Annotated in this window: 1 pseudogene; it reads left to right on the top strand. The window is 67.5% G+C overall.

Annotated elements, in window-relative coordinates:
* Window positions 1–359 precede the first annotated feature (359 nt).
* A pseudogene (locus C7C46_RS32545) lies at window positions 360–870 on the top strand (methyltransferase domain-containing protein); the annotation flags it as partial.
* Window positions 871–939 lie beyond the last annotated feature (69 nt).

The raw sequence follows: 939 nt of genomic DNA, 5'->3' as shown, positions 1-939 counted from the left end.
TGGGCGTCAGATCACCCTGTTCGGCTGAATACCCGAGGTCGGTCCTATACGATCGCCATCGCCATCGCCATCGCCGCCGACGCCGCCCGAGGCCCGGCCTCGTTGTTTCACGGGGCTCGCCGGGCTGCTCAGGTTGAACTCGTAGTGGCGGGAGGGGCTGACGGTCCTTGATCCCTGCGGTATGCCGTGCCTATGAGGTATGCGCAGGGTGGTGGGTTGACCCAAAGGGGCTGGTGGTGCAAGTCCGTGGCAGTAACCGGGGCAGGGTGTCCATCGCCGGTGTCTCCTGCTTCCATGCCGACCACCCGTCCCGACTGTTCTACCGGCTGCACGTGCACCGGGCCCGCAAGGGTGAGGTGGACAGCCTGCCGTTCGAGGACCACTCCTTCGACGTCGCGATGGCCGTCTCCACCGTTCACCACTGGGGGGACCCGATAGCGGGGCTGCGCGAGACGCGGCGAGTGGCCCGCCGCGTGGTGGTGCTCACGTTCGACACCGACGAGCCCGGCTGGCAGGACCGGTTCTGGCTTATCCGCGACTACCTGCCCGAGTTCGCCGCCGTCCTCGCAGACTTTCCCTCGCTGGCTGGGATGGCCGACGCGATCGGTGGGTGCCCGCGCTGAGCCGGTGCCCTTCCCGTGGCACTGCGCTGACGGTCTGTTCGAGGCGTACTGGCGCCGACCAGGGGCGTATCTGGAGGATCACGTGCGCCGTGCGATGTCGGTGTGGACGAGGGTCGGGCCGCAGGCCGAGCAGTGGGCGATACGAAGCCTCGGCGACGGCCTCGACTCCGGCCGGTGGGCCGAGCGCAACAGCGACCTCGCCGACCTCGATTCGGCAGATCTCGGCCTCCGCCTGCTCAGAGCTTGAAAGCGACGTTTCCGCTGGTCAGCACGTGATGGGTGAAAAAGGATTGACTGACGTTACCAGGGTCCCCAG

This window comes from Streptomyces tateyamensis, assembly GCF_003205575.1.
GTDB classification, from domain to species: Bacteria; Actinomycetota; Actinomycetes; order Streptomycetales; family Streptomycetaceae; genus Kitasatospora; species Kitasatospora tateyamensis.
This window is presented reverse-complemented; position numbering and strand designations above follow the sequence as displayed.